Consider the following 26266-nt stretch of genomic DNA (forward strand, 5'->3'; position numbering starts at 1 on the left):
AGTCAGGAGAGTCCAATGCCGGTGATGGAACGGATCCAGGCCGAAGTCGAACAACACCCGATCGTGCTGTTCATGAAAGGCACCCCGCAATTTCCGATGTGCGGTTTTTCCAGCCGCGCCGTGCAGGCCCTGGTCGCTGCCGGCGCCGATCAGTTGCGCACGGTCAACGTGCTCGAAGAGCCCGAAGTACGCGCCAATCTGCCGCGCTATTCCAACTGGCCAACCTTCCCGCAATTGTTCATCCACGGCGAGTTGATCGGCGGTTGCGACATCACGCTGGAACTGTTCGAGGCCGGCGAGCTCAAGCGCATTGTCAGCGAGGCCTACCAGCCGTGAGCCTGGCGCAGGCCCAGCCCGATGCGTCGGCGCTTGCCGGGCGCGTGGTGCTGATCACCGGCGCAGCGGGCGGTCTTGGCGCAGCCGCTGCGCAGGCATGCGCAGTGGCCGGTGTGACCGTGGTGCTGCTGGGCCGCAAGCTGCGCCCGCTGGAGCGCGTCTATGACGCCGTTGCCAAGCTCGGTCCGGAGCCGTTGCTGTATCCGCTGGATCTGGCCGGCGCCACGCCGGACGACTACGCCGCGCTGGCGCAACGGCTGCAATCCGAGCTGGGTGGCCTGCATGGCCTGCTGCACTGCGCTGCCGACTTCGCCGGCCTGACCCCGGCCGAACTTGCGGCACCTGCCGACTTCGCACGCAACCTGCATGTCAACCTCACCGCGCGCGCCTGGTTGACCCAGGCCTGCCTGCCGCTGCTGCGGCAGCAAGCCGATGCGGCGGTGGTCTTCGTCGTCGACGACCCTGCACGCGTTGGCCAGGCCTATTGGGGCGCCTATGGCGCTGCCCAGCATGCGCAGCGTGGCCTGCTCGCCAGCCTGCATCACGAAACCGCCGCCGGCCCGGTCCGCATCAGCGGACTGCAGCCCGGCCCGATGCGCACCGCCTTGCGCGCGCGCGCCTTTACCCATCAGGAAGACAGCGACGCGGTGGACCCCGCGCGCTATGCGTCCGCCTGCGTCACCTTGTTGTCCATGGCAGGTGCTTCGCACCGCGGTGCGATCTGGAGCCCTTCCGCATGACCATTCTTTCGGCGGCGCTGCTGCTGTTCCTGATCCTCGACCCGCTGGGCAACATCCCGGTGTTTCTCAGCGTGCTCAAGCCGCTGCCACCGAAGCGGCAGCGCTTCGTGCTCGCGCGCGAGTTGCTGATCGCCTTGTGCGTGCTGATGGCGTTTCTGTGGGGCGGCAAGTACGCACTGGAGCTGATGCACCTGCGCCAGGAGTCGGTGGCGATCGCCGGCGGCATCGTGCTGTTCCTGATCGGCATCCGCATGATCTTCCCGCGTCCGGAAGGCCTGATGGGCGAGATACCCGATGGCGAGCCCTTCATCGTGCCGCTGGCGATCCCGCTGGTGGCCGGCCCGTCCGGGATGGCGGCGGTGATGCTGATGGGCAGCAACGAACCCACCCGGCTCTGGGATTGGAGCCTGGCCTTGATGATCGCCTGGATCGGTGCCTCCACCATCCTGGCCTCGGCCCCGCTGTTGTACAAACTGCTCGGTCATCGCGCACTGACCGCGATCGAGCGCCTGATGGGCATGTTGCTGGTGGCCATTTCGGTGCAGATGTTCCTGGATGGCCTGGGGACGTATTTCAAGCTGCCGGTGTCGATCTGAGCCGGTCGGTGATAGGCGGGCAGGGCATGGGAGCGACCTGTGACACTGCCTAGCGAGAATCTGAAGCCACGCCACTGACGCGTAGCGGTGCAAGCCGCCGGCGGCGCCGGGGTGCCTCTGTAACAAGGGCCTTCGACAGCCCTTGCCGCGCTTTCGGGCCAAATGAGCCCTGTTTTCGATCAAACGTCTCAATAGCGCGACACCGGTCGCAGATGCCGCGCGACTTTGCGCAAGCTGGCGTTTACGCCTTCACATGCGAAGTTCATGTTGCACTGCGCGAACTTTGTCACGCCGCCGTCACAATCAGGCCTTAGCGTGTTAATCTGTTGTTAACCGTTGCGGCAGCAACCGCCGCGCGGCGAGGGACCCCAGATCATCGGCAGCCCACCCCCGGGAACGGTTGGGCTGACTGCGCCTTTTTGTCACTGCCCAACCTGTATCGAGGCTACCGAAATGACCCACCCCCGTTGTCTTCGCATGTCCAAGCTGACGCTTGGCCTTGTTGCCGCGCTCGCCGCCGCCCCCGTGTTCGCTCAGAGCACCTCTGCCGGCGTCGCTGGCCTGGTTACCAGCAGCGGCGGTCAGCCGGTGCCAAATGCCGAAGTGACGATCACCCACGTCGAATCGGGAACCGTCAGCCGCGCCACCACCGATGCCAGTGGACGCTACAACGCGCGCGGCCTGCGTGTGGGCGGGCCGTACACCATCACGATCACCAAGTCGGGTGAAGGGACGAAGACGGAAGAGGGCGTGTACCTGAACCTCAATCAGGTCAATAGCGTCGACGCATCCCTGGGCGGTGACGTGACCACGCTGGGCGCGGTGCAGGCCATCGGCGGCGATTACGGCTCGGCGCTGTTCAGTGCGAACAAGATGGGCACCGGTACCAATGTGACCCGCGAGCAGATCGAATCGCTGCCCTCGATCAACCGTAACCTGCAGGACTACGTACGTCTGGATCCGCGCGTGGCGCAGACCGACAAGGCGCGGAATGAAATTTCCGTGGGCGGCCAGAATCCGCGCTTCAACCTGATCCGTGTCGACGGTATCAGCACCAACGACGCGTTCGGCCTGGAATCCAACGGCTTGCCGACGCCGCGCCAGCCGTTCTCGATGGATGTCATCGACGAAATCTCCGTCGACGTCGCCAACTACGACGTCACCATCACCGGCGCCACCGGCGGCGTGATCAATGCGGTCACCAAGTCCGGTACCAACGAGTTCCACGGTTCGGTGTACGGCACCTACCGTGAGAACGATTGGTCGGGCAAGAACCAGAACGATATCCGCCCGCAGCTGTTCGATAACGAAACCACCTACGGCCTGACCCTGGGCGGCCCGGTCATCAAGGACAAGCTGTTCTTCTTCGCCAACTACGAAAAGTACAAGGGCAAGGGCGTGTTCACCGGAGCCTCCGGCTACGGCCCGATCGGTTCTGGCGCGAGCAACATCGTGCAGATCCCGCAGGCGGACATCGATCGGATCATCGACATCTCACGTAACGTCTACGGGTTTGACCCGGGAACCCTGGCGCTGCCAGCGCTGGATTCGGATTCGGAAGAAAAGGGCTTCAAGCTTGACTGGAACATCTCCGACAAGCATCGCGCCTCGTTCCGTTATGGCGAGAGCGAGCAGAGCACTGCCAACCTCAACGGTTTCGGCAATCAGGCGCTGTCGCTGAATTCGTATCACTACGTGCGCGACTTCAGCCTCAAGACCTATACGGCCCAGTTGTTCAGCGATTGGACCGACACCTTCTCGACCGAAGCCAAGGTGTCTTACCGCGACTACTCGGCCGTGCGTACTGCTGCATCGCAGCTGCCGGCCGTTGCTGTGCGCATCGGTAACAACACCGTCAACCTGGGCACCGAGCAGAGCACCCAGGCCAACGAACTGCGTACCGAAACGTGGAATGCGTTCTTTGCCGGCACGTTGTTCTTGAACGACCACACCGTCAAGTTCGGCTTCGACTACGAAGACAACGATCTGTTCAACCTGTTCGGCCAGCGCGTCTTCGGTTCCTACACGTTCAACTCGGTTGCCGACTACGCGGCCAATCGCCCGCTGAACTATCGTTATTCGCGGTCCAACAGCGGCAACATCGACGACATCGCCGCAGACTGGGGCATGCGCAATGTCGGCGTCTTCCTGCAGGACACCTGGGCCGTCAACAACAACCTGACGCTGACGTTCGGTGTGCGTTACGACGAACCGATGGTCAAGAACAGCCCGGCCTACAACGCGACCGCGTCGACGCTGTTCGGCTTCCGTAACGATCAGACCATCGATGGCAACGGCCTGTTTGAGCCGCGCTTCGGTTTCAACTACACCTTCGACAGCGACCGCCCGACCCAACTGCGCGGCGGCGTGGGCCTGTTCCAGGGGGCCGCGGCAACCGTGTGGTTGTCCAACCCGTACTCCAACACCGGCCTGGCGTACACCGATTACAACTTCTCCAGCCAGACACTGGTGAACACCAATGGCATTCGTTTCACGCCTGACATCAATAACCAGCCGATCGGTAATGGTTCGTTGAATGGCGCTACGCAGTCCGTCGATTTCGTCGACAGCAAGCTGGGTCAGCCGTCGGTATGGAAGGCCAACCTGGCATTCGATACCGAGCTGCCCTGGTACGGCATCGTGGCATCTGCCGAGGCGGTGGTGACCAAGGTCAACGAGGCGATCTACTACCAGCAGCTCAATCTGGGCAATACCAGCCGCGTGGGTCAGGATGGTCGTAACCTGTACTGGAATACTGCAGGCTTGAATCCGGCCTGCTGGTTGGACGACGGCCGTAATCCGACCGGTGCGGGCGCTCCGGCGGCTTGTGTGCGCGGAACCGCCTCGGTGGTCGATGCGCGCGGCTCGCGTGATGGGCGCTTCAACGATGCCATCATCGCGCGCCCAACCGATAAGGGCGGCAGCGAGAGCTTCACCGTCGGCCTGAACAAACCCTTCAATGGCGGCGACTGGTCGTGGGGCTTGTACTACACCTACACCGACGCCGACGAAGTCAGCGGCCTGACCAGTTCGACCTCGGGTTCGCAGCTGGGCAACAATGCGGTCTTCCAGGCCAACGAAAATGTTGCCTCGACCGCTGCGTACGAAGTGAAGAACAGCATCCTCGGCACGTTGAACTGGAAGCATGCGTTCTTCGGCGACTACGAGACCAAGTTGGGCCTGATCTACCAAGGCCGCAATGGTCGCCCGTATAGCTATGCGTTCGACAACGACGCCAATGGCGACGGCCGCCTGAACGACCTGTTGTATATCCCGGCCGGCCGCGGCGATGTGCTGTTCGGTACCGCTCGAGAAGAACAGGCGTTCTGGAACTACATCGAAGGCAACGAGTATCTGGCTGCCCGCCGTGGTCAGGTGGCCGAGCGCAACGGCGCGCGCAACTCCTGGATCAACCAGTTCGACCTGCACATCGAGCAGGAGATCCCCGGCTTCTTCAAGGACAACAAGGCCTCTCTCTGGCTTGACGTCATGAACGTCGGCAACCTGCTCAACAAGAAGTGGGGCCGCGTCGAAGAGTATGGCTTCCCCGGCATGCGTGGTGTCGTGGAATACGGTGGTGTCGATGCGGCCAGCGGCAAGTACGTGTACCGCTTCAATACCCCGGACCAGTCCACGGTCTACGACGATCGCGGCATCTCCCGCTGGGCGCTGCAGCTGGGCTTCCGCTATCAGTTCTAAAGCTGGCTAGCGTGTCGAAGCTTGCAAAAACGGCCGGGTTCTCCCGGCCGTTTTCTTTTGTGCGGGTGAGTACGCTAAAGTTCTGAGATACGACAGGAGCAAGCTATGGAACTCAGCAGTACGGCAGCACGGGCGCTGCCGGTGGTGGATGCGCGGATCTATCCGCGTGGTGGCCTGGACGTATTGTCCAAGGCGGAAGTGGCGCGTCTACGCGACGCCTCCAGCGGCGGCATGCACGAGCTGTTGCGCCGTTGCGCGCTGGCCGTGCTCACCAGCGGCAGCGCGTCGGACGACCCGCGCGCCGCGCGCGACCTGTATCCGGATTTCGATATCCAGGTGAACCAGCAGGACCGTGGCATCCGTATCGATCTGAGCAACGCACCGGCGATGGCCTTTGTCGATGGCGAGATCATCCGCGGCGTGGCCGAGCTGCTGTTCGCCGTGGTGCGCGACCTGGCCTACATGGCGATCGAGCTGGAAGCCCAGCGCGGGGATCTGGACACCAGCGAAGGCATCACCAACGCGGTCTTCGGCCAGCTGCGCAACGCGCGCATCCTGCAGCCGTCGGACCCGAACCTGGTCGTGTGCTGGGGTGGCCATTCCATTTCGCGCGACGAGTACCTCTACACCAAGCAGGTGGGCTACGAGCTGGGCTTGCGTGGCCTGGACATCTGCACCGGCTGCGGGCCGGGCGCGATGAAGGGCCCGATGAAGGGTGCCACCATCGCGCACGCCAAGCAGCGCAAGCATCACACGCGCTACATCGGCGTGACCGAGCCGGGCATCATCGCCGCCGAGTCGCCGAATCCGATCGTCAACCACCTGGTGATCATGCCGGACATCGAAAAGCGCCTGGAAGCCTTCGTCCGCATCGGCCACGGCATCCTGGTGTTTCCGGGGGGCGTCGGCACGGCCGAGGAAATCCTCTACCTGCTCGGCATCCTGCTGCGCGAGGAGAACGCCGACCTGCCGTTCCCGCTGATCCTGACCGGCCCGACCATTGCCGCGCCGTATTTCGAGCAGATCGACCGCTTCATCCGGCTCACCCTGGGCGAAGCTGTCGCTTCCCGCTACGAGATCATCGTTGGCGACCCGGTCGCCGTGGCGCGTCGCATGGCCGAGGGCATCCACCAGGTGCGCGCGCACCGCAAGGAACAGAAGGATTCGTACTACTTCAACTGGTCGGTACACATCCCGCTCGAGTACCAGCAGCCATTCGAACCCAGCCACGAGGCCATGGCCGCCCTGGATCTGCACCACGGCCGCCCGGCGCCCGCCCTGGCTGCCGACCTGCGCCGCGCCTTCTCCGGTATCGTCGCCGGCAACGTCAAGGAAGACGGCATGCGCCGCATCGAGGAATTCGGCCCGTTCGAGATCAATGGCGACCCGGACATCATGCAGGCCCTGGACGAGCTGCTGCGCGGCTTCGTCGAACAGCGCCGGATGAAGATTTCGGGCGATTACCGGCCTTGTTATCGGGTGGTGACTTAAGGCCTGCTGGATGTAGACCACCATTCTGGAGAAGGGAAAAGCCGGGCTGGGTACGAACCCTAGGCCCGGTTCGTCCCCACGCGCACGCCGACAACCCTAAAACGACCGCTCGTCCCCCCACTGCTTGTTCTTGAGGGGCGGTCGAAGCATCTTGGTCAGGTCACGCTGGGGAGCGTCCAATGTCTTTTCGCCGATCTACCGGCTTCACACTTGTGGAATTGATCATTGCGATCGCCGTGTTGGCGATTTTGCTTACGATCGCGCTTCCAAGCTTTCGTGGAGTAATACGCTCCAATCGCGTAGCCAGTAGCGCCAATGAGACCCTCGGGCTGCTGTCTCTCGCGCGCAGTGAGGCGATACGCAATCGCCGAGGTGGTGGGGTTTGCGGTACCGCATCGGGGACCGCATGCGACAACAACTGGGGGAGCGGGATGCTGGCTTGGGCGGATACCGACGGAGATGGAGCTTTCAAGGGTGGCGACACCGTCTTGCGTTTCGTCTCAATTGACCCGTCGCTAAGCAATTCCGGTCCGTCCGGCGCAACGATTGCATTCGATGGACGCGGGCGCAGGCTTGCTTCCACAAATCAGCAGATAACGCTGCAGCCAACCACGTGTGATGGGCAGGCATTGCGTCGCACGTTGGTCGTCAACGGCGCCGGCCAGATCACATCCCAGAAAGGCACTTGCCAGTGACGCTCCCCCGATCCTTTGTATCGCGCGCTCGTTCCGATGGCTTTAGCCTGCTCGAAGTGCTGATCGCCATCATCGTTCTTGCGTTTGGTTTGCTCGGGTTTGCGCTGTTGCAGACCGCCAACGTGCGTTTTGTGCAGAGCGCCAACTATCGCACTCAGGCCACCAACCTGGCTTACGACTTGCTGGACCAGATGCGCAGCAATCGCTTCCAATCGTCCTGGTATACCGACGCCACCTTTGCCGCAAACACGGTCACTGTTGCCAGCTGCAGCCGCCCGCTTGGGACAAATCTCACGATCGCAACCAATGTCGCACGCTGGAAGTGTCAGGTAGTGCAGGCATTAGGCGAGGGTGCCAGTGCGACGGTGCTTAACGCCAACGGGCAGGTCACCGTGGGCATTAGTTGGGGGGATCAGCGTTGGGATGCAAGCAACCCGGATGCGCTCACAACGTTCACGCTGGTGTCTCAGCTATGACTTGTAGCGTTCCATCCAAGCGTGCGTTTGCCGGCATCAGTTTGATCGAGATGATGATCGCCATGGTGATCGGCTTGGTATTGATGCTGGGTGTGATCCAGATCTTCTCGGCATCCCGTACTGCATCAATGCTTGCGGAAGGGAGTGCACGCGCGCAGGAGAACGGGCGGTTTGCCCTTGAGTTCCTGCAGCGCGACATACGCATGGCAGGACATTTTGGCTGCGTCAATGACCAAGCACATTTCGTGCGTGGTGAGGGGGACCCGGTCGTCACCACCGGCGCCGCAAGCGGTTCGGGTCATCCATTGGATTTCAGCGTCAGCGTGCAAGGCTACGAAGCGCCTAATACCAAGCCGCCCGGCGTTCTGACTATCGGAGCCACCTGGGCGGCACCAACAAATCTTCCCGCATCGATTTCCAAGCTCAATCCGCGCGGCGGCAGCGACATCCTGGTTTTACGCTACTTGGCTCCAGAGAGCGTGCCGATCACTGCGCTGACGTCGGGCAGTAACAGCGTGGTCAGCTTCAACGCCACTAACGGCGTGCGTCTGACCGAGGGTGGCCAGGCGACTCCGACTGTATTTGGAATCGCTGATTGTGCCCATGCAACGGTGTTCAAGGGGGTCTATGCCAGCGGCAAGATCACCGCCAACGGAACCAATTTATCAAACTACTCGGCAAGGCCAACCGGCCAAGCGTTGATATACCGAGCGGAATCGCTGGTGTATTACGTTGGGACCTCCGCAACAACGGGCGAGCCGGCGCTGATGCGGGCGCGCTCAAACGGCGTGGACGATTACGGAACGCCCGAGGAACTGGTTGAAGGTATCGAGAACATGCAACTGCTGTTCGGTCTTGATCAAACCGCCAGCATGTCCACAACCTCCCCACCATTGGGGAACATCAACACACAGGCGATCGCAAGTGATGTTTCCATTGGTACAGATGCTGCAGCGGCTGGGCAGTGGCGGCGAGTGGGGCAGGTCCAGGTCGGCATTCTTGCCCGTAGTCCCTCATCTGCTACGGCAGAGAGACCAGTAAGTTCAGTGCGCTATCCAAGTGCATTGGGAGTGTCTTTTGCGCCACCTGCCCAAACTGACGGGCGGTACAGAATGACGTACGAGTCCACGATCGCCTTGCGTAATCGACTGTTCGGGAACTAACTCATGAATGCTCACGCCCGCCTACGTCCTATGCCCGCTCGCCCTCGTGGCGCGGTGCTCTACGTTGCACTGATCATGCTAATCCTGTTGGCGTTAATCGGAATTGCCGGAATGCAAGTGGCAGGGATGCAGGAAAAAATGGCGTCCAATTACTTGGCGACCAATATTGCCTTCCAACATGCTGAAGGCGTGACGCGTCGGAGCGAGCGTGCCATTGAGGCCATCGCCAACCGCACGGATGCGCCAACGGGCGCCCCTTTGGTTGATACCGATATTCAGCAGAACTGTGATACCGCATTTGATCCGGTCGCATGGGGGCGCAGCAAGGCAACGGCGGTGAATGAGGCAGTCAATGTACGGCGCATTGACTCGTGCATCATCGGTGGAGGGTCGCTTGCGATGGGGGATCCACTCGATCCAGTGACTCCAGTGTACCAAATCACTACATTTGCTAACGATGCCGCAACAGATGCCTCGTCATCGGCATCGATCGACACCATTTTCAAGCTCTGAGGCTGCCGGCATGTCCCGTCGCATTTTTCGAACTGCCGTTGTCTCTGCAATCGTCTTTGTGGCAATTGGTGGCTATTTCATTTACGGCTTAATTGCTGCGCAGGGACAGGGGGCTTTGGCGCAAGCTCCGCTGAATAATGCGACCTCAATTCCGCCAGCATTTATCATGGCGGTGGACGACTCGAATTCAATGACGTTCGAACGCATTTTCAAGGGCGGGGACGGGCGGCTGCAATGGAGTGGTAGCAGCTTCTTTAGTTCGGCTGGTGTGTTTTTTAATTCCAGTGACTCATGTGCAAGTAACGTTCTCGATTGCTATGTCTATTTGTTTCCGCACTCTGGGTACAATTCGTCTTATTCCTTTGGTCGTGCAATTCCTCCGCTTGATATTTTCGGGTTTGCCCGCTCGCCAACTTACAATGCTGGCTACTATAATCCCAGCGTTCTTTATGAGCCATGGACTCCTCCAGCGCAGACGTCGACAAGCGCCAACCTTTGGCCAGCCGCAGCATTCGACCAAGCCCGAGTCGATCCGCGTAATCCTCTTGTCTATGGCAATGATTTCAGCGTAGGGTATAACACTCTGTATGACCTTGCCTATCGTGAGGGCGATGGCGAGTCTTTCCAGTTTTTGACGGGAATGACAATTCCTGCTGGGACACGTTATCGATCGAGTGCGCGTTCATGTAACTCAACCACCGGTAATGGCTTGCCAAGTAGTGGCGGGCGCTGGGTTACCTTGAATTCAACAGTCTCAGTCACGGCGAACTGTGCGGTGCAAATGGGTTACGTGCCGGCAACTTTTTATCTGCCTGTAGATGCCCCAGCTCCGACTGGATATCTGACCAGTGACGTCAATAGGCCAATCATCGCAAATGCCTGTGGTCCTGGTTGTAATATGCGTCGTTACCAGATACTGCTAGCGAATTATGGGTCCAATACTGCTGCGTATAATGATGCGCGGCAAAATTTTGCCAATTGGTTTCAATATAACCATAATCGTATCTTATCAATCGTCGGGTCCGCTTCCCGATCTTTAGCCGACGTCGACAAGATGCGGGTCGGCTATTTCACTATCAATAACTTGACTCCGGCGACCATGTATGACATGGATGACGACGCCGCGCGCACCTCGTTGTTCGATTTGATTTACCGTCTCAAGCCGAATGGAGGTACGCCAAATCGTACAGCCGTCGATTACCTGGGGAGACAGTTTTTGCGGGTCGGGGATGGTGCGCCGGTGCTACGTGCATGCCAAAAGAATGGCGGCATGTTGTTCACCGACGGATATACGAATGCTAACAACACCGTCAGTGGGTATGGCAATGCCGACTCTACCGGCACGGTGGATTTCTCTGGCGCCCCATTCGCTGACTCTTATAGCAATACGATTGCCGACATAGCTGCGGGCTACTATTCTGGCAATTCTACTCCACTGGTGACTGGTCCAAGTTTCCCGGCCGGACTTGTGCCCGTGGACGACAAGTGCGCGACACTCTCCAAGACGTCCGCCGACTGGAAGCGGCTGGACTGTCAGAAAAATTTGCATATGAATTTCTATGCGATCACTTTGGGTGCGCAGGGGAATATCTACGAAGTTAATCAAGCGGCCACTGGCGATCCATATGCCAATCCCCCCGATTGGAACAGCAACGGTAATCCAACTGCGGACGATGACGGTCGCGTAATCGACGAGCTCTGGCATGCCACTATTAATAGTCGCGGTCAGTTCATTAATGCCAAGAGCCCTGATGAGGTGACTAGTGCGATGCGCCGAGTTCTGTCGGCAGCCAGTGCAGCGAATTCTCCTTCTGGAACGCTAGCCTTAACGGGTGCTCGCATTGGTGCGGGCTCCCTGACCGTGTCACCTGAGTATCAGATTAGAAATAACGGGACCGATTGGTCCAGTAAGCTGAAGGCCAGTCAGGCTTCCGTCGATCCTGAAACAAGAGACGCCCGTTTTACCCCGTTTTGGGAAGCCTCCGAACAAATGCCTGCACCTACTGCCCGCAATGTTTTCTTCAGTGACGGCACTAATGTTCGTAAATTTGATGGTACGACAATTAGTTTGAGTGGTCTTTGCGGGTTATCACGGACGCTATATCCTGGTCAGGCTATTTGCTCGGAGCAAGATTTGGTCAATCTTGGAGCAACGGCGGCGACAGCGGCTAGTTATCTATTGGGCGACCGAAGCGGTGAGGTGCAGCAGAAGGGCAAGTTGCGGGACCGAACCACTGTCCTAGGCGACATCATCAACTCCACACCGTTGATCAGTGCGCCTATCGATGACTACGGATACCGTGCTCTGGGAGGGACAATGGGAACGACCTATACCAACTACTTAAATTCCAAGCGCGCCAATCAGGGGTACATGGTGTACGCGGGGGCCAACGACGGCATGCTGCATGGCTTCGACGGCGGCATGAATGGTAGTGGGACGGTGGTCGGTGGTGGTGGGCGTGAGCGCTTTGCTTATATTCCAGCAACATCCTATGGTCACATGGGTAATCTGCTACTGCCCTATCAACCCAACAAGGCGTCTGCTCAGCCGTTTGATCATCGCTATTTCGTCGATGGTCCGCTTGCGGTAGGAGATACCTACTACAACAACAGCTGGAAGACGACACTGGTTGGTACGACTGGAGCTGGTGGCCGCGGCGCGTTTGCGCTGGATGTGACCAACCCGGGGGCGTTTGGGAGTGGGAGTCGCCTGTGGGAGATTAACGATCTCAGTGGTGATGCCACGGTGCGTTCCAATATCGGACACGTGCTCGGCAAGCCTGTCATTGTCCCGGTGCGTGCTGCCAACGGCGCGGTGAGCTGGAAAGCGATCTTCGGGAACGGCTATGACAGCGCCAGCGGCAAGGCTGTCCTGTTCGTGGTGGACATCGGAACGTCCTCAACTCCGGTCGTTCGTATGATCGAAGCAACGGAGTCTGGGAACTCTATTAGTGGCCGGAACGGGCTGGGTAATATTACTGTCCTGGATCGGGTAGACAACCTGGCGATCGACCCGTCTGGTTTGCCGGCTCGTACACGTGATGGTTATGCCGATACGGTTTATGCTGCCGATCTTCGTGGTGCCATCTGGAAGTTTGATCTCACCTCGACCGAAGCTTCGGTGACTGTGCCTGCATTCACCACGGGGACGTATGCTGAAGGTGGGCGCACCTATCGGCAACCTATTACCGGCGGACTGCAGGTGGCTTCCGGTGAAAACGGCGGGGTCCTCGTATTATTTGGTACCGGTAGTTTTTCGTTCAACGACGACAGCCTGCCAAGCTCCGCGCAGCACATACAGAGCTTGTATGGTTTTACGGATCAGGTGGATGGCGTGATCACTACGACCTTAACCAGGACGAGCCTGACGCCATATTCAGTCACGACCACCGGCGGGACGCGCACCTTGCAGGTAGGCACTGTCCCTGCAATATCGCTGGGATGGTATGTAGATCTCCCGGCCGGTGAACGATTTGTGGGTTATCCGGAGCTTGTCTCGGGAATTCTCTTCATGCCAACGTATGCGCCGCTGGCTGCAAATAGCGGCTGCAGTACCGATGGTGTGAATTGGTTGTTTGGCCTGAATCCGCGGACTGGCGTAGGCGCATTGTCTGGAGTTCGAATGGGGAGCATCGGTGGTTCCACGCTTGCCACAGGTTCTGCTGGTATTTCTCTCAACACCGGTGGGAACGCTCCGGTCAAGGATGTAGGCGTCTCAGTCGTGCCCCGGCTTGAGCCCCAAGTCAATCCAAAGGATGGCTCGGCCGCGCCAGCTGTCCCGGCAGGCTCCGGTTGCTGGATGGTCGTCAACGTCGCAGGCGCCGCGCCCATGTATGTTCCTTATCCTTGCGGCCGCCAATCTTGGCGCCAGATTCAGTGACGGAGGTCCTCAATGTCGCTACGCCTATCTCGTTTTGTCCCGCATCGGCTGTCCCAGTATGCTAAGGGCGATGGTTTCACCTTGATTGAGTTGATGGTGGTCGTCGCTATCGTCGGAATTCTGGCGGCAGTGGCGTATCCGTCCTATGCCGAGCATATCCGCAAGTCGCGCCGCGCGCAGGCCAAGGCAGACCTGGTCGAATACGCGCAATTGGCGGAGCGCTCGCACACGACGAACAACACCTATGCGAGTTTTCTCTTCGGCAATGGCTCGACGACCATCCAGTCGCCGCGTGAGGGCGGTACTGCCCAATACACCATCAGGTTCGTTGGTAACCAGTCCACCTTCACGATAACTGCCGCGCCACAAGGCAATCAGGCCAGGGATACGTGCGGCACGATGACGCTGAATCAGGCAGGCGTGAAGACGCCGAGTGCCTCTGTCACCCCGGGTTGCTGGTAGCCAGCCTTGGGTGTTGCACTATCGAACTCTTGCATCTAGAATACGCCTCCCCGCCCGAATAGCTCAGCCGGTTAGAGCACTTGACTGTTAATCAGGGGGTCGTTGGTTCGAGTCCAACTTCGGGCGCCAAGATGTTGAAGAGGCCGCGACTAGTCGCGGCCTCTTTGTTTTTGCTGGAACTCACCGTGCAGGGCAGGCGGTTGGTTGCCTGTAGCGGACAGAGCGCGTCCGCCCTGAGTTGTTGACGATGACATCCGCCAGGCGTTGCGCGCCCGTGCAGAGGCTGATCGTGATGTTGGTGCCGCTATTGCGGCCGTTCGGAAGAAAGCGGACAAGCGATCGGCCGATCGTTCCAGTGATGCTGATGTTGTCGCTCGCAGCATACTGCTCGATCCGCAGGATCGAGCCTGCGTCCGCAGGCTGCCCACTACGCGCTGGATCTTTGAAAAGAATCCATCCCCGGCTCCAGTCCTTGTCTGGTCGGCAATTCTCGCCGTCAACGGATGGGCAGACGCTAACCGGCAGGCGATGCGTGATGGCCATGCTCCTGGCCATCGCCAGATGTACGGTAAGCACGTGAACCCGTGCCTGTGCTCGCTGCCATTCGATCAAAGCATTGAAGCTAGGCAGGCCGATGGCCGCCATGATTCCGATGATCGCCATCACGATCACTAGCTGTACTGCCGTGTACCCTTTTGCGCACGAACGAGTCACTGCTTTCACCGTCCTGCTCCCTGGCTCGGAGCAAGCAGTCTCTACGGCGTCTATGGCCCAGGTAAGGCCGGCTCTCAGTGATGGGGTGTCAGACTTTTACCGAAAGTGGCATCCGCCGTTCGTGCAGTCCTCCCCCGAGATCCGCTCCATGACCGACCGTTTTCAGCTCGTATCCCCGTACTCCCCAGCCGGCGATCAGCCTGCCGCCATCGACAAGCTGGTCGCCAGCTTCGAGGCCGGCTTGGCCAAGCAGACCCTGTTGGGCGTGACCGGCTCCGGCAAGACCTACACCATTGCCAACGTGATCCAGCAGGTGCAGAAGCCCACCCTGGTGATGGCGCCGAACAAGACGCTGGCGGCGCAGCTGTACGGCGAGTTCAAGTCGTTCTTTCCGCACAACGCGGTGGAGTACTTCGTCAGCTACTACGACTACTACCAGCCCGAGGCCTATGTGCCGTCGTCGGACACCTTCATCGAGAAGGACAGTTCGATCAACGAGCACATTGAGCAGATGCGTCTGTCGGCGACCAAGACCCTGCTGTCGCGTCGCGATTCGCTGGTGGTGGCCACGGTGTCGGCGATCTATGGCCTGGGCGCGCCGGAAGACTATCTGTCGCTGCGCCTGATCCTGTCGGTGGGCGAGCACATCGACCAACGCCAGTTGATCCGCCACCTCACCGACCTGCAGTACACCCGCAATGAATTCGAACTGACCCGCGGCGCGTTCCGCGTGCGTGGCGAAGTGCTGGACGTGTTCCCGGCCGAATCCGACACCGAAGCGCTGCGGATCGAGTTGTTCGATGGCGACATCGAGCGGCTGACCCTGTTCGATCCGCTGACCGGCGAAACGCTGCGCAAGCTGCAGCGCTACACCGTGTACCCCAAGACGCACTACGCGACCACGCGCGAGCGCACGCTGAGTGCGGTGGATACGATCAAGGAGGAATTGAAGGAGCGCTTGGAGCAGCTGTACTCGCAGAACAAGCTGGTCGAAGCGCAGCGCCTGGCGCAGCGCACCCAGTTCGATCTGGAGATGATGGCCGAAGTGGGCTTCTGCAACGGTATCGAAAACTATTCGCGGCATCTCACCGGCAAGGCACCCGGCGAGCCGCCGCCGACCTTGTTCGACTACTTGCCGCCGGACGCGCTACTGGTCATCGACGAGTCGCATGTGACCATTCCGCAGATCGGCGCGATGTACAAGGGCGACCGCTCGCGCAAGGAGACGCTGGTGGAATTCGGTTTCCGTCTGCCGTCGGCGCTGGACAACCGGCCGCTGCGTTTCGAGGAATGGGAGGCGCGCTCGCCGCGCAGCATCTATGTGTCGGCCACGCCGGGGCCCTACGAGCTGCGTGAGTCCGCCGGCGAGATCACCGAGCTGGTGGTGCGCCCGACCGGGCTGATCGATCCGGTGGTCGAAATTCGCCCGGTCGGAACGCAGGTGGACGACCTGATGTCCGAAATCCACGAGCGCATCAAGCTCGGCGACCGTGTGCTGGTGACGACGCTGACCAAGCGCATGTCCGAGAACCTTACCGAGTACCTCGGCGAGCATGGCATCCGCGTGCGCTATCTGCATTCGGATATCGACACGGTGGAGCGCGTGGAGATCATCCGCGACCTGCGCCTGGGCAAGTTCGACGTGCTGGTCGGCATCAATCTGTTGCGCGAAGGTCTGGATATGCCGGAAGTGTCGTTGGTGGCGATCCTGGACGCGGACAAGGAAGGCTTCCTGCGTTCGACCGGTTCGTTGATTCAGACCATTGGCCGCGCCGCGCGCAACCTGCGCGGCAAGGCCATTCTGTATGCCGACAAGATGACGCGCTCGATGCAGGCCGCGATCGACGAAACCGACCGTCGCCGCGAGAAGCAGGTCGAGTACAACCTGGAACATGGCATCACGCCCAAATCGGTGGCGCGTCCGATCTCCGACATCATGGAAGGTGCGCGCGAGGATGCCGCCGAGAAGAAGGCAGGCAAGGGACGCTCGAAGTCGCGTCAGGTGGCGGAGGAAATGCCCGATTACCGCGCGATGGGGCCTGCCCAGGTCGCCGGCAAGCTCAAGAGCCTGGAGCAGCAGATGTACCAGCACGCCAAGGACCTGGAGTTCGAGGCGGCCGCGCAGATTCGCGACCAGATCCAGAAACTGAAAGCTGCCAGTCTGGCGTAGGGCAGGGCAACAGCGTCGCAGTTCGGATGCAGGGAGGGCTTGTGGCGATCCAAACCCTGCGCTAGAATGCGCGCCCTGCACAGCGCAATGCTGATGCAGGAAACGGGCGGTTAGCTCAGCGGTAGAGCACTACCTTGACATGGTAGGGGTCACAGGTTCGAACCCTGTACCGCCCACCACTCCAAGTCCAGACGGCATGGCGACTTGAGTGGCTTCAACATCGGCAGTGACTGCTGCCGCGGATACCAGGTTGGCTCATGCATTTGCGCTCGCAGCGTCCGTGCGTCCTTTGCCAGGTCTTCGACGATCGCTTTCGCTTCCATCCTTGGCGTCGCCCAATCGTGTTGAATCGAACATCGTGCAGCGGCTAGGCGTCACGGGCGGCTGCACGCTGGCTTGGCAGGCCGGGCGCTCTTGCGCCCGTGCGGCAAGATTCCTAGGTCAGGCTCGGGTCGCTGTTCAACGTTGTTTCGTCGCGGTGCTGGGCACCGCACCCATAGCTGGGCACCTCATCCACAAGGCGAGTTGTCACCGCCAGGCATGTGTGTGGCTTTGAAAGCACTTCAAGTACCAACCGAATTCCTCCAGCACTGACGCATCCCGATCCTCGCCTTGCGTCGAAAGCAGGCGCTGTTGAGCCGGCTTCGCCGAAACCGCTTTCTCCATCACACGTCTTGCTTTAGCATCGCCTCCGCGCTGAAGAAAAGGAAGGCTGGCGATGGACGAGTATCAGCACACCGTGCTGACCAGGGGCGGGTACCGTGTCGTGGCAATCACCCGGGAGGATACTTACGCGCCTGACGCTGTGGTTGCCTATGCCGTCGTGACGGATGCCGGAACCCGGCTCACGCCGGACCTGTCGCTGGATCAAGCCAGAGTCTGGATCGACTCGCTCGTCGAGAGCGAGAGCGGCGGGCGCAAGGCGGATCTGGTCGATCACAAGCCCGTCGTCCGTCGCTAATTGCCGTTGAGAAGTAAGCCAAGGAGTAGGGGCGCGTGTCCAAAGCCAAACTAATTGCAGTCGCCACCCTGGTGACATTGCTTGTTGGATATTTCCTGTCCGGGTATCTGACGCTTCTGTTGTTGCGGCTCGATACCGGGCTGTACGCCTGGGATACCTACTACCGCTACGTCAAGGCGCTGGGCTTGCCGGAAGTGGCGCCTTACGCAACCAAGATCAAGATGTCCGGCATTCTCGGCTTTGGTCTGCCCGGGATCATCTGGGCCATCACGGTCGTGCTCCTGGTCAAGCCGAAGGCACGGGCGCTGCATGGTGATGCGCGCTTTGCCGGAGCGGCAGACCTCTCCAAGCACGGTCTTTTCAAGCCTAGTGGTAACGGCATCGTCGTCGGCAAGTTCAACGGCAAGCTTGTACGGCTGAGCGGGCAACAGTTCGTGATCCTCGCTGCGCCAACGCGTTCCGGCAAGGGCGTCGGCGTGGTCATTCCCAACCTGCTGGAGTACCAGGAATCGGTCGTGGTCCTGGACATCAAGCAGGAGAACTTCGACCTCACCAGTGGCTGGCGCGCCAGTCAGGGGCATGAGGTGTTCCTCTTCAATCCTTTTGCCGAAGACCGTCGTACGCATCGGTGGAATCCGCTGACCTACGTGTCCAGCGACCCCGCCTTTCGTGTGTCGGATCTGATGAGCATCGCCGCGATGCTGTATCCGGACGGGTCGGATGACCAGAAATTCTGGGTCAGTCAGGCGCGTAATGCCTTCATGGCGTTCGCCCTGTATCTGTTCGAAAACCAGGACGAGGAGTTGTCGCTCGGCTTCCCGGGTGGGGCAGGGGCTCCCACGCTTGGCGGCATCTACCGCCTGTCGTCGGGAGATGGCACAGACCTCAAGAAGTACCTCAAGTCGCTGTCCGAGCGCAGGTTCCTCAGCAGCAATGCACGCTCGGCATTTGCCAACATGCTGTCACAGGCCGATGAGACCTTCGCGTCCATCATGGGCACCCTGAAAGAGCCGCTCAACGCATGGATCAACCCGGTCCTGGATGCGGCAACCAGCGCGGACGACTTCCTGCTCACCGACCTGCGCAAGAAGAAGATGACGATCTACATCGGCATCCAGCCCAACAAGCTGGCCGAAAGCCGGCTCATCATCAACTTGCTCTTCAGCCAGATCATCAACCTCAACACGCGCGAGCTGCCGAAGTCCAATCCAGAGCTGAAATACCAATGCCTGCTGTTGATGGACGAATTCACCTCGATCGGCAAGGTCGACATCATCGCCACTGCGGTTGCCTACATGGCGGGCTACAACCTTCGTTTGCTGCCCATCATCCAGAGCATGGCGCAGCTGGACGCGACCTACGGCAAGGATCTGTCGCGCACCATCATCACCAACCATGCGCTGCAGATCCTGTATGCGCCGCGCGAGCAGCAGGATGCGAACGACTACTCCGAGATGTTGGGCTACACCACCATCAAGAAAAAGAACGTCACCCGCGGCAGGGAGACTACCCGTAGCGTTTCGGAGGAGCGGCGGGCCCTGATGCTTCCGCAGGAACTCAAGGCAATGGGCAACGAGAAAGAGGTCTTCCTGTACGAGGGCATCCCGCACCCGGTGAAGTGCGACAAGATCCGCTACTACGAAGATCGCTATTTCACCGCACGACTGTTGCCCAGGACGGATGTGAAAACGCTTTCCATAAAAGTGTGATTTTGGTCACGAAATGGATGGGGCGACATGCCGGCGATTCTTGACTCATGCGTACGTTGAGGGCAAAGTTACCCAGAATTTGCGCAATGTTGATTTTTTGTTAAAGGGGGGCGGCGCCAGACGGGGCCGCACAGGAGTAAGGCTATGGATGGTTCTGCAGTGTATTCATTTTTTTCGTTGACGCGCATGTGCGGTGCCGGCTGGCCTGTTTCGGCTGGCTCGGATGGATATGTGCGCCCGCAAGTTGCATCGAAGGCAAATTCCCTCCGCCACCTGACGGTGAGCGGGGCCGTCGTGCTGTTCGCCGTAAGCACGAAATCTCATGAGTTGGAGAAGTCAGAGTGAATCCGATGTGTGTGCCCAAGCTGTCGCTGGTCTTGGTGGTCGCTGCGTTGGTCAGCGCGTGCGCGACCAAGCCTGCTCCCGATTTTGGTGGACGTTGGAAGCACGTCAATCACTTTGACGAAGCGCCCACTGAGATTCCGCTTTACACCTCCTATACGTATCAGGCCACGCCGATGGACGGCACGCTGAAGACGATGCTGGAACGGTGGGCTGCGGATTCCAACATGCAGCTGTCCTACAACCTGCCTTCGGATTACACCCTGATCGCTCCGGTTTCCAATATCAGCACCACCAGCGTGCAGCAAGCCGCAACCGAGCTGAGCGCGGTGTACGCGGCGCAAGGGGTATCGGTCTCGGTCTCCGCCAACAAGCTGTTGGTACAGCCGGTGCCGGTGTCGTCTGGAGCCAAACTCTAAGAGCTGACTGCTGATCCGATGCTCTCCAGCATTCGGTCGGCGAGTCGGCTCAAGCCTCCCATGCGTCCGTGCTCTTCGCGGCGATAGTTTCAGGCCTGACAAGGCCCTACGGTGACGGATCTATACATGTTGCGTAAGAAGGTCAGTGAAAAGGACGGATCTGCCCAGGTTGGTGCGGCCGTCCAGAAAGCGGTGAACTACGAGGTCAACATTGCCGATCTCGCACGCCGCAGCGAAAAGCGCGCATGGATGGTGGCGACCGTTTCCATGCTCATTACCGTCATGACGGCCGGCGGTTACTACTACATGTTGCCGCTGAAGGAGAAGGTGCCGTACCTGGTAATGGCTGACGCGTATTCTGGCACCAGCACCATTGCCAAGCTCGAAGCGAATTATGGCGGACGCACCATCAGCACCAGCGAGGCATTGGCGCGTAGCAATATCGCGCGTTTCATCCTGGCCCGTGAGTCATTCGATGCGTCTACGATCGGTGATCGTGACTGGAATACGGTTGCTGCGATGGCGGCAACGAATGTGCTTGCCGAGTATCGCGCACTGCACGCCGGTAATAATCCAACGAGGCCTTTCAATACCTATGGAAGGCTGCGTGCAATCCGCATCAATATTCTCAGCATCACCCTTATCGGTGGCAAAGGTAAGCCGTATACGGGTGCGACGGTGCGTTTTCAGCGGAATGTTTACGATAAGACATCTACTGTAACTACGCTTCTGGACAACAAGATTGCGACTATGGGGTTCGCTTACCAGGATAACCTGCAGATGAGTGATAGCCTTAGGGTGGAAAATCCCCTTGGTTTCCGGGTGACCGATTATCGTGTCGATAACGATTACTCGGCCTTGCCTGCCGCGCCGTCCGCGATCAGCACGCAGGCGCAAGCTGCACCACAGGCCGCAGCTTATCAACAGCCGATGACTCCTGGCATGGTTGATCCGAATGCCGCTGGCGCTGCAACGCCAGCTAGTGTCCCGGCGCAGCAGGGCATGCAGGCGGCTCCTGGTAGCGTTCCAGTGCAACAGCAGCCCGGATATCCTGGCCAGGCACAGCCTCAGCCGGCCGGCCAAACTCAAGCTCAGCCCACGATCCAACCCCAAGGGATGCCGAACAATGTCAATGGAGCAAGCGGTCGATGAAACCCTCTAACCCTTACAGGGCGGCATTGGCTGCAGTGTTGCCACTTGCATTGTGCGCATTCTCGGCTGCAGCTCAGGTCGTACAAGAATACGAATATGCACCCGACCGTATCTATCAGGTGCGTACCGGACTGGGCATCACCACCCAGATCGAACTCAGTCCCAATGAAAAGATTCTCGACTACAGCACCGGTTTCACCGGAGGCTGGGAGCTGACACGTCGTGAAAACGTCTTTTATCTGAAGCCCAAGAACGTCGACGTCGATACGAATATGATGATTCGTACGGCTACGCATTCTTATATCCTCGAGCTCAAGGTTGTTGCGACCGATTGGCAACGCCTGGAGCAGGCCAAACAGGCCGGCGTACAATACAAAGTGGTATTCAGTTACCCCAAGGATACGAGCTTCAACAATGTCGAGGATGCAGCTGCCGCTAAGGATGGTCCTCTGTTGAATGCGAAGATTCTCAAGGATCGTCGCTACTATTACGACTATGACTTTGCTACGCGAAGCAAAAAGTCCTGGTTGATTCCGAGCCGAGTCTATGACGACGGTAAGTTCACTTATATCAATATGGATTTAACGCGATTTCCCACAGGTAATTTCCCAGCGGTATTTGCTCGTGAGAAAGAGCATAGCGAGGACTTTCTCGTGAATACGACCGTTGAGGGTAATACCTTGATCGTTCATGGAACCTACCCCTTTCTGGTAGTTCGTCATGGCGATAATGTCGTCGGTCTGCGAAGGAACAAGCAAAAGTGAACTCCAACATTCCAAACAGCCCTGATGAGCGCTCCCGGGACAACCGATCGGATGAGCCCGTAACGAACGAGTACGACGAGCGCAGTAATCCGTACTTTGCACGCCAGCAGGCGGCTGCGGAGCCGGATCTGGATTCGACTGAGCCTGTGTTGCGGTCCAGCGACATCAAACGGTTGAACCGGAAGGCGCTGGTTTTTCTCGCACTGGTTGCCGGCCTGTTACTTTTGGCTATTTTCTGGTTGGCAAAGCAGGGCTCTGACGATTCTGCACCGGTGAAGCCGCGTGCCGAGACGGTTGTCGCGCCTGCACTTCCGCAAAATATGACCTCACCCGTCGAGACGGCTCCGGTGCCTCTTGCGCAACAACCGAGTTTGCCGCCGCTGCCGCCGATGCCTATCGACGAAAACGACAGCATGCCAGCCGAAGCTCCAGAGCGTCCGCGCGCTCCGACCTTGCTGGAACGACGCATTCTGGCCGAGCAGTCCGCTGCAGCCGGCGGCAATGCTTCGGGCACTCCCGGGATGTCGGGTCAGACTGGCGCACAGCCTGGAGCTCAAGAGGATGAGCAGGTGACGCTGGCCAAGCCGATCAGCAATCCTGACGGTTTGCTCGTGCGCGGTACCTATATCCGTTGCATTCTGGAAACCCGGATCATTTCCGACTTTGGCGGCTATACGTCCTGTATCGTTACCGAACCGGTTTATTCGATCAATGGGCACAATCTGCTGTTGCCGAAGGGTTCGAAGATGCTGGGTCAGTATGGTGCAGGCGAACCCACGACCCGGCGCCTGCAGGTCGTCTGGGATCGCGTGACTACTCCAACCGGGCTCGATGTCACTCTGGTCGGCCCGGGTATCGACACGCTCGGCAGTGCTGGTCATCCTGGCCAGTATGACGCTCACTGGGGCAACAAGATCGCTTCGGCGTTGTTCATCAGCCTTTTAAGCGATGCTTTCAAGTACGCGGCCGCGGAGTACGGTCCGGAGACGACCACCATCGGTGTGGGTTCCGGTGTCATCACGCAGCAGCCGTTCGAGAGCAACACCGCCCAAAGCGTGCAGCAACTTGCGCAACAGGCGGTAGAGAAATCCGGTCGTCGCCCTGCAACGCTGACGATCAATCAAGGAACGGTCCTGAACGTTTACGTTGCAAAAGACGTCGATTTTTCGGCGGTGCTGCCCAAGTGAGCGCGACGACCGCCATGACGATTGACGATTCTCCGACGGCGCGGATCTCGAATGATTTCCTGGATTACCAGTACTCCGTACTGGGGATCCTGGACTATTTGAATTCGCCCGAGGTCACGGAAATCTGCATCAATCGTCCCGGTGAGCTATACCTGGAGACGATCAATGGCTGGCAACGCATGGATGTGCCGTCGCTGACCTTTGATCGGGCCCGGCAGTTCTGTACGGCGGTCGTCAACGAAAGCAACACCGGGCAGCGCATCACTGACGCCGATCCGGTGGTCTCTCTGACCTTCCCGACGGGCCAGCGTGCGCAGTTCGTCATTCCGCCTGCCTGCGATGCCGGCAAGGTCTCGATCACGATTCGCCTGCCCTCCAAACACACCAAGACCCTCGAGCAGTACACAAGCGACGGGTTTTTTGACCAGGTACTCGAGCAGGCTGCCGATGTCAGCGATCACGACCGTGAACTGCTCGAGTTGCGTCGCAACAAGGAGTACTCCGAGTTCTTCAAGAAAGCGGTGCTTTACAAGAAGAATGTGGTGGTCGCCGGTGCAACCGGTAGTGGCAAGACCACCTTCATGAAGGCGCTGGTCAATCACATTCCGAACGAGGAGCGCCTGGTCACCATTGAAGACGCCCGCGAGCTATTCATCAGTCAGCCCAATTCGGTGCACCTTTTGTATTCGAAAGGTGGCCAAAGTGCGAGTAATGTGACTGCCAAGAGTTGTATGGAAGCCTGCCTGCGCATGAAGCCGGATCGGATCATCCTGGCCGAGCTGCGTGGCGATGAATCGTTTTATTTCATCCGTAACTGTGCATCCGGCCATCCTGGTTCGATCACCAGTTGCCATGCCGGCAGCGTCGAGCAGACCTGGGACCAGCTGGCGCTCATGGTGAAAGCGTCCAACGAAGGCTCCGGGCTGGAATTCGAGGTGATCAAACGGCTGCTGCGTATGACCATCGATATCGTGGTGCACATCAAGGCGCACGCCGGGCGCCGCTTTATTACCGGAATCGATTTCGATCCGGCAAGAACTCTGCGTGGCGGCTGACGGCCGCCAATGATTGACGTCGATCCAGTTTCAAGGAGACCGTTATGCTGCCTGGCATGGAATTGATGGGTTGTACTGGACTTGCCGTCCCAGGCGAGGTCATGCAGCACGTCGTTCGCGTGGAGTCTTCGCGCAATCCGTACGCCATCGGCGTAGTCGGTGGCCGGCTGGCACGCGAACCGCGTGGGCTCGAAGAGGCGGTAGCCACGGCCAAGATGCTGGAACAGAAGGGCTACAATTTCTCCCTGGGGCTTGGTCAGGTCAATCGCTACAACCTGCAGAAGTACGGGCTGACCAGTTATGAGATGGCTTTTGCCAAGTGTCCCAACCTGGTCGCTGCATCCAGGATCCTGGCCGAGTGCCACTCGCGATCCGGTGCCAACTGGGGCAAGTCGTTCAGTTGCTACTACTCGGGCAACTTCGAAACCGGCTTCAAGCATGGTTATGTCCAGAAGATCTATGCCTCCATTCGTCAGTCGGTCGCATCTTCGGGGGCCGAGCCGATCACCGTGATTCCGAACCGCCCGATCAAGGTCCGTGTCGAAAAACCCTTGCGTCAGGCAGCCGCCGAGCTGGCTGATGCGATCGTTGCACGTCGGATTCAGGATCTCGCAAATCCCGGGCGCACAGAAGCTTCACAGCAGGGCCCTATGATTGCATCGCCCACGCCGACACAACTGCCATCGCCCCACGTATCCCAGGCCAGTACAGCCGACGACGGACTATATGTGGTCAAGGCAACCGGACAGGGGCGGGGTGTTGCCCTACCTGCCGGCGTGCAACAAGCGCCAACCGTAATGAACCAAGCGCCAGCCAGCATGGCACCGGCGCAACCGATGCCTGCGACACAGCAAAAAGATGCCGCATTCGTTTTTTAACCAGGAAGGAAAAGCTGCCAAGGATTGGCTATCAGACCCCCCCTGTTCCCCAAGGAGATTGATATGAAGTTTGAAATTAACAAGAAGACGGCCGCTGACGCCAAGATGATCGGAACCCAGGCCCTGAAAGCGCTGGCATTCACTTCCTTGCTACTAGTTGCGGGTGGGGCCTCCGCAGAAGGCGGTCTCGGAGAAACCGGCGATAAGATGTGTGGCTTCCTTGAAAACGTCAATGGTCTGTTGAACATGGGCTCAGCGCTTGTTGTCACGATTGCAGTGATTATTGCCGGCTACCAAATTGCGTTTGCTCACAAGCGAATTTCTGAAGTTTCTCCGATTTTGATCGGTGGTGTCCTGATTGGTGCTGCTGCCCAGATCGCCAACATGGTGATTGGCAAGGAAGGTGGTGGACAGGATTGCAACACTGCGTCGATGACGCTGCTGCAAATCACTCAGTACTATGCATAAAGACGTTCTCTTCCGTGGGTGTACCCGTCCGGCGATGTTCCTGGGAGTGCCTTATATCCCGTTTTTCATCGGAGCCGGCAGTGGCCTGCTGCTGGGGATGTATTTCGATCTTTGGTATCTGTTGACAATTCCAGTCATTATTTTTGCCCTGCAGCAAGTAGCCAAGCGAGACGAGATGATCTTCAGGCTGTTGGGACTACGGTGGTTGTTTCGTATGCGTGTGCGAAATGCCCAGCGTTACTCGGGAATGTGGGTGTTCAGTCCCAATGAGTATCGAAAGAACCCCGCTGGAAAACGTCAGTAAGCAAGTAGGCCGCTAACCAACCCCACGCCCGCAAGTCGCGTGGGGTTGGCGCTTTACACGACTGCATCATCAGATGCTTCCTCTTAAATTGG

Annotated in this window: 23 protein-coding genes and 2 tRNA genes; 24 read left to right on the top strand and 1 reads right to left on the bottom strand. The window is 59.1% G+C overall.

Annotation, left to right across the window (positions count from 1 at the left end; genetic code table 11):
* Positions 1-15: 15 nt before the first annotated feature.
* The 12 genes from grxD (at position 16) to EO170_RS07715 (ending at position 14180) form a co-directional block, all read left to right on the top strand.
* Complete coding sequence (gene grxD, locus EO170_RS07660; RefSeq protein ID WP_006450539.1) at positions 16-336, top strand: Grx4 family monothiol glutaredoxin; 321 nt, start codon at positions 16-18, stop codon at positions 334-336.
* A complete protein-coding gene (locus tag EO170_RS07665) occupies positions 333-1076 on the top strand; it encodes an SDR family NAD(P)-dependent oxidoreductase (protein WP_126943776.1) in 744 nt (247 codons plus the stop codon). The genes grxD and EO170_RS07665 overlap by 4 nt, the downstream gene beginning before the upstream one ends.
* Complete coding sequence (locus tag EO170_RS07670) at positions 1073-1672, top strand: YhgN family NAAT transporter (RefSeq protein WP_005996031.1); 600 nt, start codon at positions 1073-1075, stop codon at positions 1670-1672. Before EO170_RS07665 ends, EO170_RS07670 begins: the two co-directional genes overlap by 4 nt.
* A gap of 453 nt (positions 1673-2125) precedes the next feature.
* Entirely contained in the window at positions 2126-5371 is a 3246-nt protein-coding gene (locus tag EO170_RS07675) for a TonB-dependent receptor (RefSeq protein ID WP_126943779.1), read from the top strand.
* Positions 5372-5476: 105 nt separating this feature from the next.
* Complete coding sequence (gene ppnN, locus EO170_RS07680; RefSeq protein ID WP_104647998.1) at positions 5477-6862, top strand: nucleotide 5'-monophosphate nucleosidase PpnN; 1386 nt, start codon at positions 5477-5479, stop codon at positions 6860-6862.
* A 179-nt stretch (positions 6863-7041) separates the two neighbouring features.
* A complete protein-coding gene (locus tag EO170_RS07685) occupies positions 7042-7557 on the top strand; it encodes a Tfp pilus assembly protein FimT/FimU (RefSeq protein ID WP_126943782.1) in 516 nt (171 codons plus the stop codon).
* Positions 7554-8033 carry a type IV pilus modification protein PilV gene (pilV, locus tag EO170_RS07690; protein ID WP_126943975.1) on the top strand — a complete coding sequence of 160 codons (480 nt, stop codon included), beginning with the start codon at positions 7554-7556 and terminating at the stop codon, positions 8031-8033. The genes EO170_RS07685 and pilV overlap by 4 nt, the downstream gene beginning before the upstream one ends.
* Positions 8030-9196, top strand: a complete 1167-nt coding sequence (locus EO170_RS07695; protein ID WP_126943785.1) for a PilW family protein — start codon at positions 8030-8032, stop codon at positions 9194-9196. The genes pilV and EO170_RS07695 overlap by 4 nt, the downstream gene beginning before the upstream one ends.
* Positions 9197-9199: 3 nt before the next feature.
* A complete protein-coding gene (locus EO170_RS07700) occupies positions 9200-9709 on the top strand; it encodes a PilX N-terminal domain-containing pilus assembly protein (protein WP_104581983.1) in 510 nt (169 codons plus the stop codon).
* Between the two features lie 10 nt (positions 9710-9719).
* Positions 9720-13589, top strand: a complete 3870-nt coding sequence (locus tag EO170_RS07705) for a PilC/PilY family type IV pilus protein (RefSeq protein ID WP_241239395.1) — start codon at positions 9720-9722, stop codon at positions 13587-13589.
* 12 nt (positions 13590-13601) lie between these two features.
* On the top strand, positions 13602-14051 hold the full coding sequence (locus EO170_RS07710; protein ID WP_104581986.1) for a type IV pilin protein: 450 nt from the start codon (positions 13602-13604) through the stop codon (positions 14049-14051).
* 52 nt (positions 14052-14103) lie between these two features.
* Positions 14104-14180 (top strand) — tRNA-Asn (locus EO170_RS07715).
* Positions 14181-14231: 51 nt separating this feature from the next.
* Here EO170_RS07715 and EO170_RS07720 read toward each other — a convergent pair.
* On the bottom strand, positions 14232-14774 hold the full coding sequence (locus tag EO170_RS07720; RefSeq protein WP_164740952.1) for a GspH/FimT family pseudopilin: 543 nt from the start codon (positions 14772-14774) through the stop codon (positions 14232-14234).
* A gap of 139 nt (positions 14775-14913) precedes the next feature.
* Between EO170_RS07720 and uvrB the strand changes: the two genes are divergently transcribed.
* From uvrB to EO170_RS07780, 12 genes are all read left to right on the top strand, one after another.
* On the top strand, positions 14914-16935 hold the full coding sequence (uvrB, locus tag EO170_RS07725) for an excinuclease ABC subunit UvrB (RefSeq protein ID WP_104581987.1): 2022 nt from the start codon (positions 14914-14916) through the stop codon (positions 16933-16935).
* Positions 16936-17039: 104 nt separating this feature from the next.
* Positions 17040-17114: transfer RNA gene (locus EO170_RS07730), tRNA-Val, on the top strand.
* Between the two features lie 539 nt (positions 17115-17653).
* Positions 17654-17896, top strand: coding sequence for a hypothetical protein (locus EO170_RS07735; RefSeq protein WP_104581988.1), 243 nt, complete (start codon positions 17654-17656; stop codon positions 17894-17896).
* 35 nt (positions 17897-17931) lie between these two features.
* Positions 17932-19605 carry a type IV secretory system conjugative DNA transfer family protein gene (locus EO170_RS07740; RefSeq protein WP_119128551.1) on the top strand — a complete coding sequence of 558 codons (1674 nt, stop codon included), beginning with the start codon at positions 17932-17934 and terminating at the stop codon, positions 19603-19605.
* Between the two features lie 350 nt (positions 19606-19955).
* Complete coding sequence (locus EO170_RS07745) at positions 19956-20366, top strand: TcpQ domain-containing protein (RefSeq protein ID WP_115677515.1); 411 nt, start codon at positions 19956-19958, stop codon at positions 20364-20366.
* A gap of 126 nt (positions 20367-20492) precedes the next feature.
* Positions 20493-21518, top strand: a complete 1026-nt coding sequence (locus tag EO170_RS07750) for a type IV secretion system protein (protein ID WP_164740953.1) — start codon at positions 20493-20495, stop codon at positions 21516-21518.
* Positions 21515-22282 (top strand): TrbG/VirB9 family P-type conjugative transfer protein, encoded by a 768-nt coding sequence (locus EO170_RS07755; RefSeq protein ID WP_115677513.1) that lies wholly within the window; start codon positions 21515-21517, stop codon positions 22280-22282. The genes EO170_RS07750 and EO170_RS07755 overlap by 4 nt, the downstream gene beginning before the upstream one ends.
* Positions 22279-23469, top strand: coding sequence for a TrbI/VirB10 family protein (locus tag EO170_RS07760; protein WP_115677512.1), 1191 nt, complete (start codon positions 22279-22281; stop codon positions 23467-23469). The genes EO170_RS07755 and EO170_RS07760 overlap by 4 nt, the downstream gene beginning before the upstream one ends.
* 14 nt (positions 23470-23483) lie before the next feature.
* Complete coding sequence (virB11, locus tag EO170_RS07765) at positions 23484-24524, top strand: P-type DNA transfer ATPase VirB11 (RefSeq protein ID WP_164740954.1); 1041 nt, start codon at positions 23484-23486, stop codon at positions 24522-24524.
* A gap of 56 nt (positions 24525-24580) precedes the next feature.
* Complete coding sequence (locus EO170_RS07770) at positions 24581-25402, top strand: lytic transglycosylase domain-containing protein (RefSeq protein ID WP_164740159.1); 822 nt, start codon at positions 24581-24583, stop codon at positions 25400-25402.
* Positions 25403-25465: 63 nt separating this feature from the next.
* The gene (locus tag EO170_RS07775) at positions 25466-25870 is read left to right on the top strand and encodes a TrbC/VirB2 family protein (protein ID WP_119128844.1); all 405 of its coding nucleotides are present in this window, start codon (positions 25466-25468) and stop codon (positions 25868-25870) included.
* On the top strand, positions 25863-26174 hold the full coding sequence (locus EO170_RS07780; protein WP_119128555.1) for a VirB3 family type IV secretion system protein: 312 nt from the start codon (positions 25863-25865) through the stop codon (positions 26172-26174). The genes EO170_RS07775 and EO170_RS07780 overlap by 8 nt, the downstream gene beginning before the upstream one ends.
* Positions 26175-26266: the final 92 nt, after the last annotated feature.

The organism is Xanthomonas sp. BRIP62409 (assembly GCF_003992965.1).
Taxonomy (GTDB): Bacteria; Pseudomonadota; Gammaproteobacteria; order Xanthomonadales; family Xanthomonadaceae; genus Xanthomonas; species Xanthomonas euroxanthea.